This window comes from Acetobacterium sp. (assembly GCF_036508315.1).
GTDB lineage: Bacteria > Bacillota > Clostridia > Eubacteriales > Eubacteriaceae > Acetobacterium.
The window spans coordinates 1-14,504 of sequence record NZ_DATCHP010000089.1; the positions used below are offsets into that span (position 1 = coordinate 1).

At 38.4% G+C, this 14,504-nt stretch carries 14 protein-coding genes and 2 tRNA genes; 12 read left to right on the forward strand and 4 right to left on the reverse strand.

Annotated elements, in window-relative coordinates; all coding sequences use genetic code 11:
- The first annotated feature begins 54 nt into the window (after positions 1–54).
- From VIK44_RS10620 to VIK44_RS10670, 11 genes are all read left to right on the forward strand, one after another.
- Positions 55–139, forward strand: a tRNA-Tyr gene (locus VIK44_RS10620).
- A gap of 12 nt (positions 140–151) precedes the next feature.
- Positions 152–227 (forward strand) — tRNA-Lys (locus VIK44_RS10625).
- Positions 228–556: 329 nt separating this feature from the next.
- Positions 557–892, forward strand: coding sequence for a hypothetical protein (locus VIK44_RS10630; RefSeq protein WP_331553876.1), 336 nt, complete (start codon positions 557–559; stop codon positions 890–892).
- A gap of 40 nt (positions 893–932) precedes the next feature.
- Positions 933–1,979, forward strand: a complete 1,047-nt coding sequence (locus tag VIK44_RS10635; protein ID WP_331553877.1) for a V-type ATPase subunit — start codon at positions 933–935, stop codon at positions 1,977–1,979.
- Positions 1,980–1,999: 20 nt separating this feature from the next.
- Positions 2,000–3,970, forward strand: a complete 1,971-nt coding sequence (locus VIK44_RS10640) for a V-type ATP synthase subunit I (RefSeq protein ID WP_331553878.1) — start codon at positions 2,000–2,002, stop codon at positions 3,968–3,970.
- Positions 3,971–3,982: 12 nt separating this feature from the next.
- Entirely contained in the window at positions 3,983–4,423 is a 441-nt protein-coding gene (locus VIK44_RS10645) for an ATP synthase subunit C (protein ID WP_331553879.1), read from the forward strand.
- A gap of 2 nt (positions 4,424–4,425) precedes the next feature.
- Positions 4,426–4,728 carry a V-type ATP synthase subunit F gene (locus VIK44_RS10650; protein ID WP_331553880.1) on the forward strand — a complete coding sequence of 101 codons (303 nt, stop codon included), beginning with the start codon at positions 4,426–4,428 and terminating at the stop codon, positions 4,726–4,728.
- Between the two features lie 12 nt (positions 4,729–4,740).
- On the forward strand, positions 4,741–5,358 hold the full coding sequence (locus tag VIK44_RS10655) for a V-type ATP synthase subunit E (protein ID WP_331553881.1): 618 nt from the start codon (positions 4,741–4,743) through the stop codon (positions 5,356–5,358).
- Complete coding sequence (locus VIK44_RS10660; protein WP_331553882.1) at positions 5,359–7,146, forward strand: V-type ATP synthase subunit A; 1,788 nt, start codon at positions 5,359–5,361, stop codon at positions 7,144–7,146.
- 11 nt (positions 7,147–7,157) lie between these two features.
- Positions 7,158–8,540: a V-type ATP synthase subunit B gene (locus tag VIK44_RS10665; RefSeq protein WP_331553883.1), complete on the forward strand. Its 1,383-nt coding sequence runs from the start codon at positions 7,158–7,160 to the stop codon at positions 8,538–8,540.
- Positions 8,541–8,548: 8 nt separating this feature from the next.
- Positions 8,549–9,163 carry a V-type ATP synthase subunit D gene (locus tag VIK44_RS10670; protein WP_331553884.1) on the forward strand — a complete coding sequence of 205 codons (615 nt, stop codon included), beginning with the start codon at positions 8,549–8,551 and terminating at the stop codon, positions 9,161–9,163.
- 183 nt (positions 9,164–9,346) lie between these two features.
- Here VIK44_RS10670 and VIK44_RS10675 read toward each other — a convergent pair whose 3' ends face one another.
- The 4 genes from VIK44_RS10675 to VIK44_RS10690 all read right to left on the reverse strand — a co-directional run bounded on the left by VIK44_RS10675 (position 9,347) and on the right by VIK44_RS10690 (position 14,035).
- Complete coding sequence (locus VIK44_RS10675) at positions 9,347–9,784, reverse strand: amino acid-binding protein (RefSeq protein WP_331553885.1); 438 nt, start codon at positions 9,782–9,784, stop codon at positions 9,347–9,349.
- 10 nt (positions 9,785–9,794) lie between these two features.
- Positions 9,795–11,102 carry a phenylacetate--CoA ligase gene (locus tag VIK44_RS10680; RefSeq protein WP_331553886.1) on the reverse strand — a complete coding sequence of 436 codons (1,308 nt, stop codon included), beginning with the start codon at positions 11,100–11,102 and terminating at the stop codon, positions 9,795–9,797.
- Between the two features lie 57 nt (positions 11,103–11,159).
- Positions 11,160–12,833 (reverse strand): glutamine--tRNA ligase/YqeY domain fusion protein, encoded by a 1,674-nt coding sequence (locus VIK44_RS10685; protein ID WP_331553887.1) that lies wholly within the window; start codon positions 12,831–12,833, stop codon positions 11,160–11,162.
- A gap of 95 nt (positions 12,834–12,928) precedes the next feature.
- Positions 12,929–14,035, reverse strand: a complete 1,107-nt coding sequence (locus tag VIK44_RS10690) for an aminopeptidase (protein WP_331553888.1) — start codon at positions 14,033–14,035, stop codon at positions 12,929–12,931.
- Positions 14,036–14,268: 233 nt separating this feature from the next.
- Here VIK44_RS10690 and VIK44_RS10695 point away from each other — a divergent pair, with 233 nt between their 5' ends.
- Positions 14,269–14,436: a zinc-ribbon domain-containing protein gene (locus VIK44_RS10695; protein WP_050741070.1), complete on the forward strand. Its 168-nt coding sequence runs from the start codon at positions 14,269–14,271 to the stop codon at positions 14,434–14,436.
- Positions 14,437–14,504: the final 68 nt, after the last annotated feature.

Genomic DNA, 14,504 nt, shown 5'->3' on the forward strand with positions numbered 1-14,504 from the left:
CAGGTTAACGGTTCAAGTCCGTTCATCAGCTCCATTTTTTTGCAAAAAAACAATGGGAGAATGCCCGAGTGGCTAAAGGGGGCGGACTGTAAATCCGTTGACGGCGTCTACGATGGTTCGAATCCATCTTCTCCCACCAAATAATTTATCTGACCCATTAGCTCAGTTGGTAGAGCATCTGACTTTTAATCAGGGTGTCGGGCGTTCGAGTCGCCCATGGGTCACCATTTCAAACAATAAAAAACCGCTATTTATAGGGGTTTATTTTTTTTTGCCGAAATATGGGTATAGTATAAGTAGTACGCTTCATTTATTTGGTGGTAATTCGAGTTTTTTATTTAAAAAGATCAATGCCCAGTTAACCAAGGGGTAATTATCTGTACCTCAGTGTATTAATATTTACCAAAATATTCAAGAAATATGCGATAATTAAGTAAGTTCGTAAATCGAGAAATCGCAATGGGTTGTCTCAGAAAATAGAGGTTGCCAACACTATTAAAAGTGCTATAATGAAAATTATACTAAATGAAAATTCCTGTTAGAAAGGAGCCTTGGAATGTTGCATAGTGAAGATGCCGATATTAGTAAAGTCCTCAGACAAGTCATTGAACTTGATAAAAGGGCTGAGCGTATCAAAAGTAATGTAATGGAAAGAGCAGAAGAAATCCTGGAGCAGACAAAAAAAAGAATCATCGATAAAGAAAAAGTGGAATTAGACCAGGTGCAAGAGGAAGAAAAAAATAATTATCAAAATGAGATAGCTAAAGCGAAAGATGAATCTCTTTTAATCATTGATTCCATGAAACAGGATATTGGCAAATTGCAGTGTCGGTATAATGAAATGAAAGATCAAAAAGCGACGGAATTTTTAGATGATTTATTTAAGACGTGAATTAATGGCCATAAAATGATAGAGAAAAGTGTGGATGTGAATGTCAAAAAGTAAACATGCATGTATTAATACAAAAGCCATTGCCATGAGATCCCGAAGAATCAATGATGAAGATTATCAGGAGCTGATTAAGTCAAAAGACATAAAAGATGTATTTCTATATTTACGTGATAATACCTACTATACTGACTTTTTAAAGGAATTAAATCCTGAAAATCTTCATAGAACTGAGCTTGAGACACACCTCAATGATTTAAAAGTGCGAGAAGCTGAAAAACTCATGCATTATTTAGCTGGGGAAGAGAAAATGTTTTTTCAGACGTTTTTGGTTCGTTTGGAGGTTGAATCTTTAAGAATTTTAATTCGTGGTATTTATAAAGGGGAGGAGCTGGATACTCTAAAAAGCTTCATTGTTTATTCCAGAAAATATTCGAAGGTACCCTTTGAACGTCTTTTACGAGCAAGGGATTGGGAAGAATTTAAAAAATATTTGATGAATACCGATTATTATAGAATTCTAGAAATTCATAAAGAGATTAAATTGGATCAGGATTTGGTTGTTATTGAAAAAAATTTAGATCGTTACTATTATGATCTGCTTAAGAACCGATTACTGAAACTTAGCAAAAAGCAGAATCAAAACCTGGTTAAAGCACAGGGACGTAATATCGATTTGATTAATTTAATCTGGATCTATCGTGGAAAAAAGTTTTATAATCTGTCACGAGAGGAACTTATTGTTTATTTCTTAAAGGGTGGCTTTGAACTTAAGGAAAAGCAATTGATTGCACTGGCTGAGGCAAAGGATTTTCTGGAATTAAAGGAACAGCTTGGGACTTCAGAATATGCTTTTCTTTTTAATCACACCAAAACCATTGACCTATTTATGGAACGTCGACGAGAGCGTTATCTGTACTTTATGTATTTAAAGCTCTTCAAAGAAGCCGAGGGTGGTTTAGGGCGTGTCGTCGCTTATATTCGTCTTTTGGATTTTGAAATTGAAGATATAACATCAATTATCGAGAGTAAACGTTACCGTATGGGACGAACAGAAACAAAAAAATATTTAATCAGACCCATTGATTAGTGTGTGAAAGGAAGTATTTTATGGCAATTGAAAATGTGATTATGATGAATGTAGTGGGAAAAATCAGCTATGTCGATAAATATACCAAAGACATTTTTCTTTTCAATGACATTCAGATTGTAGATGCCATGAATGAAATCGATTCTGGTCGGTTTATTCTTCCGATTCGGGAAGAAAACATTGATGAACTCCTGGGGTTTGCACAACTAAAGTCTGGTGAATTCATGATGGATGAAACGAATTTTGTTAAAACAGTAAAAAAGTTAAGTGAACTCTATAAAGGCTCCCTTATTTTGGACATGGGGTCCTTAGCAAAGGGTGATAATGATCTTGATGAGGCATTAGCCAAAGCAACTGAATTTGAAGATAACCTTGAACTTGAGTATGGTGAACTAAATGAGCTTAATTCAAAGATTGAAGCCCTTAAAAAAAGTAAGACTGCCTATACTTATTTAAATGAGTTGGATGTAGAAATGAGTGAGCTGGATAACCTGAAAAACTTTTCTTATAGTTTAGGTTCAGTGACCAGAGACAATGCAGCGCGGCTTAAAAGTATTTACAACAGTGTTACCTCTATTGTTTTCCATGTGGGAAATCAGGAAGACAACGAAGAGGTTTTCATGATTGTTTCCCCTAAAGATTTAGAAATTGAAACCCAACGCATTTTAAAAGCCCTTAATTTTAAACCCATCGAGGGGATTAATCCTGAATATTCAATGTCTCCCAGGAAAATCCTTGAAACAATAACCGTTGAAATAAATACACTGAATGAAAAATACGAAGAACTAAGCAAAAACTTAAATACACATTTGATGGGCTACCGAAATGAAGCGACCGTTTGCTTTAATACCCTGAGTCTATATATAAATATGACGATTATTAAAAGGCATATGGCTTTTAGTGAAGAGAACTTTTATTTTTCAGGTTGGATTTCAAAAAAAGATAAAAAAAGAATGGAAGTTATTGCAGCTAGATATCCAAAGATTATTGTTATGTTTTCAGAAACGAATGATGGAATGATGACACCACCCACAAAAATGAAAAACAATTGGCTTTTTCGTCCATTTGAAGCTATCGTGAAAATGTATGGGGTTCCATCATACAATGAGCTGGACCCAACCCCTTTTTTGAGCATTACTTATATGTTTTGTTTCGGATTTATGTTCGGTGATGTGGGCCAGGGACTTGTCCTGGCTATTGCCGGATTTATTCTTGGAAAAAGGGGAGTGGAGCTTGGGAAGGTGCTCTTTCGCTTAGGACTATGCTCGACATTCTTTGGCTTTATGTATGGCAGTATTTTTGGATTTGAGAATGTGATCCAATCGGTTTGGATCAGACCATTTAACGACGTCAATACTGTCCTTATCACAGCCGTTGCTACCGGTATTATGATGCTTTTTGTTGCCTATATTTATAGCATTATCAATAAACTCAAAAAAAAAGACATTAAAGAAGGCGTTTTTGGGAAAAATGGCATTTGCGGCTTTATTCTTTATGCATCACTTTTAGGCCTTGTGGCTTTTAAATTAGGCATTTTTAAGGTTACTCAAGGATTGATTCCTGCTTTAATCATTCTTGCTATCCTTATGGTAGTCATCGTTCTTATCAGGGAACCACTGGCAAACTTTCTTTTAAAGCGTAAAAAACTTTATGAAGAAATTCCATCCGAATATTACATAGAGAGTAGTTTTGAACTTTTTGAAATGCTGTTAGCCATGTTTAGCAACACCATTTCATTTATTCGTATTGGTGCTTTTGCGCTGACCCATGTGGGCCTTTTTATGGCCTTTCAAACCCTGGCAGGTATGGCACAAAATGGAGTCATCAGCGTTGGCGTTTTCATTTTCGCAAATGTTTTAATTATTGGACTCGAGGGATTAATTGTATCAATTCAAGCTTTAAGATTACAATTTTATGAATTATTCAGTAAATATTATACAGGTGATGGTGTTGAATTTAAACCAATTGACCTGCAAATTAATTTATTATAAGGAGAACACAAAATGAATGTATTGACTCTGATTACAACTGGTGCAGGTTTACTGGTATTGGGAACCATTAGCTTAGGTGTATATTTTATTTACAATGATTGTGATGAAAAACGTACTAAGATGAAAAAGTTTCTGCGTATTAATCTATCTGCCTTTATTCCAATTTTAGGAGGAGCCTTAGTATTTATGGCTCCAAGCATTGTTTCAGCTGCAAGCACTAGTGCCGGCGGTGGTACCACCGATGCCGGTCTTGGTTACATTGCAGCCGCACTTTCCACAGGACTTGCCTGTCTTGGGGCAGGCTATGCCGTTGGTGTTGTTGGTTCGGCAGCCCTCGGTGCAGTATCTGAAGATCCGAAAATTTTAGGTAAAACGTTAATTTATGTTGGTCTTGCAGAAGGTGTTGCAATTTACGGCTTAGTTATTTCAATTTTGATTTTAGGAAGTCTATAAAAATGAAATCTTATGTGATCAGTGAGAATCGTGATTCTTTTTTAGGAATGCAGCTGGCTGGTATTGAGGGGATTTATCTAAGAACGAGTGAAGATATAGAAAATGCATTTAAAAACGCGTTAAAAAATAAGGATATTGGGATTATTTTTTTAACAGAAAAGGCATATCTCATGATGGAAGAATTGGTAATCGAATCAAAGAAAAAATATTTTTCTCCACTGATTACAATTATTCCTGATCGGTACGGTTACCAAAGAGAAGAAGGAATGATTACACACTATATAAAAGAATCTGTGGGATTATAAGGATGTGATTAAATGATTTCAGTTGAAGAAAAACTTCAGGTATTTACCCAGTATCTTTTAAAAAATGTGCGGAAATTAGGAAAGGATACAATCAAAGAAGCAAAAGAGAAAAAACAGGAAATGCTGGAAGCTTCCAGATTGAAAATAATAAAAGAAAAGCGAGCTGCTGAAGAACGTAGTGAACACACAATTTTTAGAGATAAGAACAAAATCATTGCAGAAGGTAAAAATAAGGCAAAAACACTTGAGTTAGAAGAAAAAAATCAAATATTATTGGACTTCAATCAATTAATATTTGAAAAAGCTAAAAGTTGTACGACAAAAGAGGTTTATAACACCTATCTCAGTGGCTGTGTTGATGAAATTCCTAATGTCTTTAAAGAAAAAAAAGATCTCATTGTATTTGCACAAGAGCGAGATCTTCCCAACATAAAACAATTATTTAAAGAAAAGCTTTCTGATTATAAAATAGAATACCGATCCGAAACAAAAGATAGCATTGGAGGGCTGATTGTAGAGGATGCTGATATCCGGATTCATTGTGATTTTACCATTGATAATCTTTTAAAGACCAATTATAAACGCATCGGAATGATACTTAATGGGTTTATGGAAAAGCAGGTGAGCTAAATGATGGAAACCGAACAAAATAAAGTCAGAGGCATTATTTCTGCCATCAATGGTCCAGTTATTAAAGGTACAAATATGACATCTTTTAAAATGCGGGAAATGGTTATGGTAGGAAAAAATCGACTTATTGGGGAAGTCATTGTTTTAGAAGGTGATGTCGGAACTATTCAGGTTTACGAAGAAACCGAAGGCTTGAAAACCGATGAAGAAATTACACCAACGGGTCATCCTCTCAGCCTGAAATTAGGACCCGGGATGTTAAAAAACATGTTTGATGGCATCCAGCGTCCACTGGAAAAAATTCTTGAAATTTCACCAATATTCATACCTGAAGGTATTGGTTTATTGTCCATTGATGAAAAAAAGCTTTGGGATGTAACAATCACCAAAAATATTGGGGATGTTTTATTGGCAGGAAGTGTATTTGGTTTTATTCAGGAAACAAAAGTTATTGAAAATCGGTTATTAGTACCTCCAAATATCTCGGGAAAAGTGATTGAGGTTTCCCCAAGTGGAGCTTATACCACAGAAGATGTACTTCTAAAAATCCAGGATGAAAAAAATGAAATACATGAACTGAAAATGGCCCATGAATGGCCGGTACGTACGCCACGTCCATCAGCTTATCGAAGAGAGACTCTGGTACCACTCATTACAGGGCAACGGATCATCGATATGTTTTTTCCCATTGCCAAAGGAGGCACCGCTGCTATTCCCGGCGGTTTTGGTACCGGAAAAACCATGACCCAGCATCAGCTTGCAAAATGGTCTGACGCTGATATTATCGTTTATATTGGGTGTGGTGAACGTGGCAATGAAATGACAGAGGTTCTTGAAGACTTTCCCAAGTTAATTGATCCCCGGTCAGGTGAATCAATTATGGAGCGTACGGTTCTTATTGCAAACACCTCTAACATGCCGGTTGCTGCTCGTGAAGCCAGCATCTATACCGGAGTGACCATTGCTGAATATTTCAGAGACATGGGTTATGCAGTGGCTATAATGGCAGATTCAACCTCCCGTTGGGCAGAAGCATTACGCGAGATTTCAGGACGTCTGGAAGAAATGCCGGCAGAAGAAGGTTATCCGGCTTACTTGCCTTCACGAATTGCAGAATTTTATGAACGTGCCGGAAGCATCGAGACCCTTGGTGGAGATGAGGGGTCAATTACTATTATTGGTGCCGTCTCGCCGGCTGGCGGTGATTTCTCAGAACCGGTCACTGAAAATACCAAGCGTTTTGTTAATGTTTTTTTAGCTCTGGATAAAAGCCTGGCATATGCCCGTCATTATCCTGCGATTAACTGGCTGGAAAGCTATAGTGGTTATATTAAAATTTTATCAGACTGGTATGAAGACAATGTTGCCGTGGATTGCATTAGCTTGAGAAATAAAATGCTTGAAATTTTGTATGAAGAAAACAAGCTTCTGGAAATGGTAATGCTTGTTGGCGAGGATGTTCTTCCTGATGATCAACGGTGGGTTCTGGAAATTGCTAAAATTATCAAAGTGGGTTATCTCCAACAAAATGCCTATAACAAAGAAGATACTTATGTACCATTGGAAAAACAATATGTCATGCTTAAATCCATTGAATACCTTTATGAAAAAGGACGTTCTGGTTTAAAACTGGGTATTCCAACCTCCCAACTCAAGGACGCTGAACTCTTCAGTCAATTTATAAAGATGAAATATACCATTCCAAATGATGATCTCAGTGGTATCGATCAATTGAAAGATGCCGTTGATGTTTACTATGAAACACTCTTCAAGAAATATGAGAATTAAGGGGGAAAACAATGAAAAGAGATTATTTGAAAATTGACAAGGTTGTCGGGCCCCTTATTCAAATATCGGATGTGGATGACGTGTTTTACGGGGAAGTAGTTGACATCGTTGACAATATCACCGGTAAAGTTAAAAAAGGCAAAGTCATCAAAATTGAAGGAACAAATGTGGTGATCCAGGTTTTTCAAAGCACTTCCGGATTAGCCGCTGGAAACAGCACCATAAAATTTACCGGCGGGGCCTTTAATTTACCGATGTCACTTGATTTGCAAGGGCGTATTTTCAATGGCATTGGAGAGCCAATTGACAATGGCAGCGATATTTTCAGCATGGTTGAAGCCAATATTAATGGCAGACCTATTAATCCAATGGCCAGAGAATATCCGAGAAACTTTATTCAAACGGGGATTTCATCCATTGATACCCTTGCGACCCTGATAAGAGGCCAAAAACTCCCGATCTTTTCAGGAAATGGTTTACCCCATAATGAACTGGCTGCCCAGATTGTCAGACAAGCCCAATTAGGGGACAATGAGGATGAAGGCTTTGGTGTGGTTTTTGCAGCCATTGGCGTCAAGCATGATGATGAAAAATATTTCAGAAAAAGCTTTACTGAGGCGAATGTAATGGATCGGGTGGTCATGTTTGTTAACTATGCCGATGACCCCATTGCCGAAAGAATTACAACCCCACGTTGCGCATTAACTGCTGCTGAATACCTTGCTTTTGAAAAAAACATGCATATTCTGGTTGTGATGACTGATATTACAAGCTATTGTGAAGCCCTGCGGGAAATTTCATCGGCACGGGAAGAGGTGCCCAGCCGAAAAGGATATCCGGGCTATATGTATTCTGATTTAGCTTCGCTTTATGAGCGTGCAGGAATGCTCGAAAATCAGAAGGGATCGATTACGTTTTTACCTATTTTAACTATGCCAAACGATGATATTACTCACCCAATAGCCGATTTAACTGGTTATATAACCGAAGGACAGATCGTTCTGGGGCGCGATCTTTTTCAAAGAAGCATTTATCCTCCGGTGGCTATTTTACCTTCATTGTCCCGATTAATGAAAGATGGTATTGGTGAAGGCTTTACCCGTGAAGATCACGCAGAAGTTGCCAATCAGCTCTTTGCTTCATACTCCAGAGTCCAGGAAGTCAGGGATTTATCGCAGATTATCGGGGAAGATGATTTGAGTGAGACTGATAAAAAATTCATGGATTTTGGCCGGGCCTTTGAAGCACAGTTTTTAAATCAGGAGTTTGACGAAAGTCGAAATATCTTAGAGAGTCTTGATTTGGGGTGGCATCTCCTATCCATATTGCCACTTTCTGAACTGGATCGATTAAGCCCTGAAAACATTGATAAATACTTTCCTAAAGAAAAGTAGGTGAGAGCATGGCTATTAAAACGACTCCTACCAAGGCAAATCTCATCAAGACAAAGGGCCGTCTGAATTTTTCCGAAAAAGGATATGACCTTTTAGATAAAAAAAGAACCATATTGATCCAAGAAATTTTGCAGCTGGTAAAAGAAGCAGAAATAATTGAAAAGGAAATTCGAAGCCTCTTTCAAGAAGCCTATGAGGCTTTGCAGGAAACCAGTATTAGTATGGGTCTAAACCATTTAGAAGAATTTGCAGTGTCAGTAACCCCGGAGATTCCTTTTGATATTCGTGCACGAAGCGTTATGGGGGTTGACATTCCCGAAGTAATTTACACTGAAAAAGCGGATGTGGCGCTACCCTATGGTTTTTATGAGAACAATCCGGCCTTGGACATTACCATCAAAAAATTTAATGATGTTAAATATTTGTCCTACCAGTTGGCTCAAATTGAAACCACAGCCTATAAGCTCTCCCTGGAAATAAAAAAGACCCAGAAAAGTGCAAATGCTCTGGATAAAATTCGAATTCCACAATTAAGAGAAGAAATTAAATATATTCAGGATACCATAGAGGAAAAAGAACGGGAAGAGTTTTTTAGACTTAAAAAAATCAAGAGCAAACGATAAAACTAATTCAGAAAAATAGTTTGTGAACATAAAAAAAGCCAGATCAATTGAGTTTTGGCTTTTTTATGTCCACTAACCCGTCCCCAGTACAATTGTGCTGGGGACTTGCTTTTCTGCTTTATCTACAGTCAGAAACCAGAATTAACTGTGGTCTGGCTTTTTTTATGTTTAAAGATTGTTTTATTAGCTGGGATTATATATCTCTTCTTTGGGGATGATAATAATACCTGATTTTGTTAAAATATCAATGGCTTTTTCCTGATCATCCGCTTTTAATATAATCAGAGGTGAACCAACATTGTTCGGCATGACAAAGGAATAAACATATTCAATATTAATATCATTCTCATAAAGCACATTAAAGATGTCGTGAAAGCTGCCAACCTTATCTGAAGGCTCTACCGCTAAAACCATACTTTGCTTGACAACATGCCCGGCGTTTTTAAGTGCCTTCACACCTTCTTCAGGTCTGTCAACCACTATCCGTAAGATACCAAATTCGGCACTATCAAAAACTGAGATTGCTCTGATATCAACAGAGGCGTCCTTTAAAACTTTTGTAATTTTGCTGAGATGTCCCTTTTTATTTTCTATAAAAACAGATAATTGATTAATTAACATTGTTAACCTCCTATAATTTTTCAGATCTTAAATCAATCACACGTTTTGCCTTGCCTTCAGATCGTGCCAGACTTTTGGGCTCTACCAGATGAATCCCGGCATGAATCCCCAGAATGGTATGAAGCTTTACTTCTATTTCTTTATAGAGTCGTTCCAAAAGAGTAACCGAATCCAGGAGATTATGATCCTTTACTTCAACATCAATTTCAATGTGATCAAGATAACCTTTTTTCAGCACGCGAATCTGGTAGTTTGAGCCAATGCCCTGGATGCCAAGGAGAACGCCTTCAATCTGTGAAGGGAAGACATTAACCCCGCCAATGATCAGCATATCATCGGTTCGTCCTGTGATTTTTGCCATTCGAGCAGATGTTCTGCCACAATCACAAGGGGTGAAATCAAGACGAGTAATATCTTTAGTCCGGTATCGAATCAAAGGAAGCGCTTCCTTTGTGATTGGGGTAATAACCAGTTCGCCGGTTGAACCTTCCGGAAGAACCTCAAGGGTTTCCGGATCAATAATTTCGGCGATAAAATGATCCTCACAAATATGCATACCTTTAAGGGCCAGACATTCCCCGGAAACCCCTGGGCCGATGAGTTCGCTCATCCCATAATTTTCGGTTGAAAAAATCCCCCAGGCTTCATTAAGCTTTGAACGCATTTCCTCGGTAGAGCCTTCTCCGCCAAAAAGACCGTATTTTAAGAAGAGATCCTTTTTCGGGTCAATGCCCATTTCATAAGCGACTTCTGCAATATGCAAGGCATAGGAAGGGGTAGCAACAAGAGCCGTTGTCTGGAAATCCTGCATGATCATAATTTGCTTTTGAGTATTGCCGCTGGACATGGGAATAACCCCAGCCCCGACTTTTTCTAATCCCTGCTGTAAGCCAAAAGCTCCGGTAAAAAGTCCGAATCCGAAAGAAATCTGAGCGGTATCGGCATCGGTAACCCCGCCCATGGTAACAATTCGGGCAATGAGCTCAGTCCATACCTGCATATCATTTTGTGTATAACCCACAACTGTAGGTTTGCCGGTGGTGCCTGAGGAAGCATGATAGCGGACAATTTTGTTTTTAGGTTTTGCAAAAAGACCAAAGGGATAGGTTTCCCGAAGGTCTTCTTTTGTTGTAAAAGGAAGATGGCGAATATCATCAAGACAACGAATATCTTCTGGTTTAATACCGGCCTCTTTGAACTTTCTTTGATAATGCGGAACATTTTCATAGACAAGGGCTAAGGTATTGGACAGACGTTCAAATTGCAGCTTTCGGAGTTCCTCCCGGGATAGTGTTTCTTTTTCTGACCAGATTTTCATAAATAATTCCCCTTATACTTAGGCAGATAAAACTGCCGATAGTGTGATTATAATAGATTATTTTCCAGGTTTCCATGAGCTTTTCAGTGATACAATTTGGTTGAAAACAGGTGTTTCCGGGGTTGAATACTTAGGATCAACTGAGAAAAACCCATTGCGAATAAACTGGAATTTTTCTAATGCTTTTGCCTTCATAACCTCTGGTTCAGCATAGGCTTCAATAATTTTAAGAGAGTTTGGATTGATTCGATCGAGAAAGTTATCTTTATTGAGCCCTTCATCATCTTCGACGAGATTATCATAAAGGTGGATTTCCACTTTCTTAGCGAGATTTGCATCCACCCAATGGATGGTGCCTTTGACCTTACGCTCGGCAAAACCACTGCCGGATCGGGTGGCCGGATCGTAGGTGCATTTTAGCTCAATGATGTTCCCATCAGTATCTTTGATTACCTCGTTACAGATTACAAAATAAGCTCCGCGAAGGCGTACTTCATTTCCCGGGAATAGCCGATAGAACTTTTTAGGAGGTACTTCCATAAAATCTGAACGCTCTACGAAAATTTCACGGCTGAAAGGTGTACGGTAGTTGCCGATTTCAAGATCTTCCTGGTTCAGAGGAAGATCAACCCATTCAACCTGACCTTCAGGATAATTGGTAATCGTTACTTTTAATGGATCAAGAACTGTCATTAAACGGGGCGCTTTGAATTTAAGGTCATCTCGGATAAAGTGTTCAAGCATGGCAATATCCACGGTGCTATTGGTTTTAGCAATGCCGATGGCTTCACAGAATGCCTGGATGGATTCAGAGGTATAACCTCTTCGACGTAAGCCGGATATGGTTACCAGTCGGGGGTCATCCCAGCCATCGACAATTTTTTCATCCACCAGTTGTTTTAAAAAGCGTTTTCCCAAAATAGTTTTGGTTAGATTTAACTTGGCAAATTCAATTTGCCTTGGAGGTTCTTTTTGAAAATCATCAAGGTTAGAAAGTACCCAGTCGTAAAAAGGCCGGTGATCCTCAAACTCAAGAGTACAGAGTGAATGGGTAATACCTTCGATGGCATCCTCAATGGGATGGGCGTAGTCATACATGGGAAAAATAAACCATTCAGCCTGGGTTGCATGGTGGGTTGTGTGAAGAATCCGGTAAATTGCCGGGTCACGCATGTTCATATTAGGGCTGGTCATGTCAATTTTAGCTCTTAACACCCGAGATCCTTCAGGCAACTTACCAGTTTTCATTTGTTCGAAAAGGGTTAAATTTTCTTCGATACTTCGGCAACGATAAGGACTCTCTTTGCCACATTCGGTGAGATTTCCCCGGTATTCCCGCATTTCATCAGCAGTGTGATCGTCCACAAAAGCCAGGCCTTTTTTGATTAATTCAACGGCATAGGTTGACATTTTTTCGAAATAACTGGATGCGAAAAAAAGCCGATCCTCCCAGTCAATGCCTAACCAGGTGAGGTCTTCTTTAATGGAGTCTACATATTCCATGTCCTCTTTAATAGGATTGGTATCATCAAAACGCAAATTAAACTTTCCCTGGTACTGTTGGGCAATGCGGTAATTAAGCAGAGAAGCCTTGGCGTGGCCTATATGTAAATAACCATTCGGTTCTGGTGGGAATCGGGTATGAACGCGGTCGTTTTTATAGACCTTATCAGCAATGTCATGATCAATTGCGTTTGTAATAAAATTTGTCTTTTTTTCTGTGTGCTCCATTAAAATCCTCCTGTTTTTCATATCAGCCAATAATACCATAAACAGGGGATTATTACAATACATGGGGTTGTCAGACAATCTCAGAAAAGAGTTGATTATTTTTTTATAAACTGGCCGTTCTTATAGAAAAGTTCCCCATCAGCATAAATTTCGCCACTGGTTTTCATATCGCAAAGCATATCCCAGTGGAGAAGAGAGTCGTTCACCGGGCCACATTCCGGATAGGAGCTTCCCAGGGCAAGGTGAATAGTGCCACCGATTTTTTCGTCAAATAACATATTTTTCGTAAATTTTTTAATGCCATAGTTGGTGCCAATGGCAAATTCGCCGGCAAAATGCGAACCTTCATCGGTTTCGATGAGCGCTTTTAATAAATCTTCACCTTGTTTTGCAGTGGCATCGATGACGCGGCCATTTTTAAAAGTCAGCTTTATATCCTCAATTTCCTGGCCACTGTAAATACCTGGGAAAGAAAAACGTATTTTCCCGTTCAGACTTTCCTTTTCCGGAGCGGTGAAGACTTCGCCGCTGGGGAAATTATGATGACCATCCGAGTTGATCCAAATTCGGTTTTCAGTGCTCAGGGTCAAGTCTGTATCCTGGGCAATAATATGGAATTTGGTTTTTGTATTAAGATAATCTACCATGGTTTGCTGGTGATCACGAATGCTTTTCCAGGATGCCACAGGGTCGGTTGTATCGATGAGACAGCCTTCAAAAACAAAGCTTTCATAGTCTTCCAAGGACATTCCTGCTTCCTGGGCCCCGCTTTCCGTAGGGTAAAGACAAAGTGTCCAATCCATTTGCTGCTGGGCAACCCGATCTTTAAAGATTTTTGTGATGGGAGCATTAGCTCGGCGTTGAAGGGTAATACGCTCGCCGGGAATGGCCGTAAGAGCTTTTAAATTGTGATCGCCTAAGATAGTGAGTACCTTATCGGCTTTTGAATAAGTTTCCATCATTAATGGAGAATTAAAACGAAGTTGGTCGTCACTGCCTTCTTTCAATAGGATCTCAGAAATCCCATCAGGTATAAGTAACACCGTAGGATGCGCTCCAACTTTTAATATTTCACGAAAACATTCTTTGATCAGCGGCATGGCTAATTCCGATCCGCGAATAACAACCCATTCATTTTTTTTAACATAAAGGGAATAGTTTACCAGGGTATTTGCATATTTAATAAGACGTTTATCTCTCACTGTTTATCTCCTTATTATTGAATTGATATTATTAAATATATACGATAAGAGATTTAAACTCAATAAAAAAATAAAAAAAGTAGGTGACAAGGATATATGAATCATGTATAATGCCAATAGTATAGTTAATGATTAAGTTAGTAAATGGGAACCACGTCTAGACAAACATGTCCATGCTCCATTTAAATTGAGAATAATCAGATCCTGTACACTAAATTATATGGAGGTAACTCATGGAAGAAAAAACATTAATCTGTCAAGACTGCGGCGAAGAATTTGTATTCACTATTGGTGAACAAGAATTCTATCAAGAAAAAGGTTTCGATAACGAACCAAAAAGATGTCGTGAATGTCGTACAAAAAGAAAACAAACAAGACGACCAAGAAACAGCAGTTTCTAGGATCACTTTAGAAATTCAAAAAAGATCCCTTTTAGGGATCTTTTTTTTACTTCCATCAAAGACAATAA